Origin of the sequence: Streptosporangium sp. NPDC048047 (assembly GCF_040653115.1) — a bacterium.
GTDB lineage: Bacteria > Actinomycetota > Actinomycetes > Streptosporangiales > Streptosporangiaceae > Streptosporangium.
In genome coordinates this window covers 1-3,205 of the sequence record NZ_JBEZNH010000126.1, presented here as the reverse complement: position 1 = coordinate 3,205, position 3,205 = coordinate 1, and the positions used below count along the sequence as shown (strand labels likewise).

General features: G+C 65.3%; 3 protein-coding genes. 1 reads left to right on the top strand and 2 read right to left on the bottom strand.

Annotated elements, in window-relative coordinates; all coding sequences use genetic code 11:
* The first annotated feature begins 356 nt into the window (after positions 1–356).
* Positions 357–1,793, top strand: a complete 1,437-nt coding sequence (locus tag AB0D67_RS39005; protein WP_362947458.1) for an ice-binding family protein — start codon at positions 357–359, stop codon at positions 1,791–1,793.
* Positions 1,794–2,089: 296 nt separating this feature from the next.
* Here AB0D67_RS39005 and AB0D67_RS39000 read toward each other — a convergent pair whose 3' ends face one another.
* Together AB0D67_RS39000 and AB0D67_RS38995 are read right to left on the bottom strand one after the other, a co-directional pair.
* Positions 2,090–2,296 carry a DUF397 domain-containing protein gene (locus AB0D67_RS39000; RefSeq protein WP_362947456.1) on the bottom strand — a complete coding sequence of 69 codons (207 nt, stop codon included), beginning with the start codon at positions 2,294–2,296 and terminating at the stop codon, positions 2,090–2,092.
* A complete protein-coding gene (locus AB0D67_RS38995) occupies positions 2,287–3,114 on the bottom strand; it encodes a helix-turn-helix transcriptional regulator (protein WP_362947454.1) in 828 nt (275 codons plus the stop codon). Before AB0D67_RS38995 ends, AB0D67_RS39000 begins: the two co-directional genes overlap by 10 nt.
* Positions 3,115–3,205: the final 91 nt, after the last annotated feature.

The following is a 3,205-nucleotide window of genomic DNA, read 5'->3' as shown; positions in this document are numbered from 1 at the left end:
GCCATCGCCGTCCTGCAGAACTACGAGATCGCGCGAGGATGAAAAAGCCTCAGTGTGTTCGGTCGCGATATCAGTCATGGTTGCGTGAGAGTCCCCTCCGCCGCTCTGCGTGTACTGTCCCGCGTCCCGTCGGGGAGTCTCGTCCTGATCACTGCTTGACCTCGCCGCGAAGGTCGACGAACAAGCCCCGACTGCGCGGGCAGGCGGCGGCGAACCGGTCGAGGTCGGGTTCTTCCCCGGTCCACACCGTCGTCGGCACCTCCGCCACCGAACCCGTCACCGGCACCGGGCCGTGCGGAGTCCCGCCACGACCTCGCGCGGGGGACACCGGAAGGGCAATCATTTCATCCGACAATGTGGCCCCATTTCCACTATATACGGAAATAATATCCATAGCAAAACACTCTGCATGTCGCATAAAGAAATCGACGCCATCGATCAGTAGAGTCGGAAACCATGGCGCATCATCGGCAATGCGCCTGAACAGAACAATGCAAAAAGAAAAGGATGTCTTTATGATGAACACCGGTCATCCATCTGCCGTACCGCGGCATGTCATTCGTTCCTGGATCGCGGGAGCGCTCACCGCCCTGGTCGCGATGGGCGGCATCATCGCGACGCCACATGCCGCGAGCGCAGTGGCACCGGCGCCGGTACCACTCGGCACAGCCGCGAACTTCGCGGTCCTGGCCGGGACGACGGTCACGAACACCGGCGCCACCGTCGTCACCGGGGACCTCGGCGTGAGCCCGGGGTCAGCGGTGACCGGCTTTCCGCCCGGTGTCGTGGTCGGGACCACTCACCAGGCCGACGCCGCCGCCGCCCAGGCCCAGCTCGACCTGACCGCCGCCTACACCGACGCCGCCGGGCGCACGCCGGACGCCACCATACCGACGGAACTCGGCGGGACCACTCTGACGCCGGGCGTCTACAACTCCGCCTCGGGCACTTTCGAGATCACCGGAAACCTGACCCTCGACGCGCAGGGAGACCCGAACGCGGTCTTCATCTTCCAGATGGCCTCCACCCTCGTCACCGCGTCCGCCAGCACGGTGACCCTGATCGGAGGGGCCCAGGCGTGCAACGTCTTCTGGCAGGTCGGAAGCTCGGCCACGCTGGGAACGGGCTCCAGCTTCGCCGGCAACATCCTGGCGCTGACGTCGATCACCGTGACCACGGGCGTGACCGTGAACGGCCGCACCCTGGCCCGCAACGGCGCCGTCACCCTGGACACCGACCGCATCACCCGGTCCGTGTGCCAGGTCGTGCCGCCGAGGACGACCTCCACCGCCCTGACGTCGACATGTGTCCTGGGGCGGCCAGGTTCGATCACTCTCACCGCGACGGTCACATCGTCGGGCCCGACTCCTCCCACCGGTACGGTCGAATTCTTCTCCGACGGCGTGAGCCTGGGCACGGCCCCGCTCGACGCCACCGGCCGGGCCCGTCTGGTCGTCACCGATCTCCCGGAAGGCACGCATCGGATCGTCGCCGCCTACCCGGGTTCGGCCCTGCTGGATCCCAGCGCCTCTCCTGTGCTGCTCCTGCGCGTCGGCCCTGACGGCCTCTGCCCGGTGAAGATCCCGAGGATTCCGGAGAAGATCAGGGGGGTGATCCTGCAGAACAGGGATGACCAGCAAGAAAGACATTCCGGCTTCCAGAAAAGAGGAGGCAGCATAAAAAACGACCAGAACAGCCAGGTCGTGATCCGCGCAAATGGGCGAGACCGTCACCGCAACCGCCATTGGCGACCCGTACGCCACCGCGTCGGGTCCGGAAGATCGTACGCCTAGCGGATCCGGAAAAACACCGGACCGTACATCCAGGCCGCCCCGAACGGTTGACGAGTAGACGGCTCACGGGGAACATCGCTCCGGTCACCTGCCCGGCGTCGGTGGGAACCACGGTCATATCGTTCGAACGCGGCGACACCGAACCTCCCGAAAGATGAACCGCTCTGTCCGTGACGGCCGAGGTCATCACAGACAGAACGGTTCGTGTTCTCCGAATTCGCCAACGCCACCTCATCGCGTGATGACGGAGCGCCGATCCGCTCAAGGGATGACCGAAACCGGTTCGGCCGTCTCGGTCAGGCAGGAGCGTCGAACCCGCCGGACTTGACCTCGCCGACGAAGGACCGCCACGCTGCGGGGGCGAACAGCAACGCGGGACCGGAGGGGTTCTTGCTGTCGCGGATGGCGACAGCCCCGGGCAGGTTGGAGGCGACCTCGACACACTGCCCGCCGTTGTCTGAAGAACGTGATGACTTCCGCCACACCGCGGCGCTCAAGTCCACTCCCGCCTCGCTTCCTCGATCTTTCTCGTAGATATATGTCCAGGATAAGCCCATTGGCGTATCGCTTCATAGCGGTCCCATATCGAAGCCACATAGGCGGGGTCGTCCGTAACCTGTCCTTCGACGGGAGAATCCGCGTGAACGGTGTCCGGTTGTCCGTTCGGAAGCTTGGCGATCATAAAGGGACCAGCCAGTCCGGCCATGCACTCCGGGTCGACGATCTGAATTGAGACGTCGGGTCGTTGCGTGATCTCCAGCAGGTGTGAGAGCTGCTCGTACATCGCCTCTGAGCTGCCGACCTTGCGGCGCAGCACACCCTCATCGAGGAGGATCAGAAGCAGGGGGGAGTTCTCTCGACCGAGGATCAGCTGACGTCGCATGCGGGCCTGGACCCGTTCCTCCACCTCCTCGGGAGCAGCCCGGGGGCCATTGACGAAGAGATGCCGGGCGTATGCCTCGGTCTGGAGGAGTCCCGGTACGAGGAGTGGGTCCCAGGATCGCAGGACCAGTGCGTTGGGTTCGATCTCCTCGGTCCAGCTCATGAACCAGGCCGGGCTGCCCGGCTTGGCGAGGATGCGGTGGTAGAGCCGGGTGAAGGAGGTGGCGCCCTCCAGGCCGTAGAAGCGGTCCAGCCGTTCGGCGTCCGACCTCGACGGGGTGCGGGTCGCGGCCTCCAGGCGGCTCACCTGGGTCTGGGTGCAGCCCAGCCGGGCGGCCACCGCCGCCTGGGAGAGCTGGGCCTCCTCCCGCAGCCGGCGCATCTCCGCGCCGAACCGCATCCGCGGTGAGGCGGGGTCGAGGAAAGGCTCGACGCTCATCGCATTCCTCCCGAAAACGAGAAAAACGGGCTCCCTGTACTACATCTGTAGATCGTTAACCGATTCGCCTGCGTGACTGTGGGTAGATGGG

Bases quoted from the DNA above. Each gene is read 5' to 3' on its own strand.
- AB0D67_RS38995 (WP_362947454.1), bottom strand. From the start codon at position 3,114: ATGAGCGTCGAGCCTTTCCTCGACCCCGCCTCACCGCGGATGCGGTTC.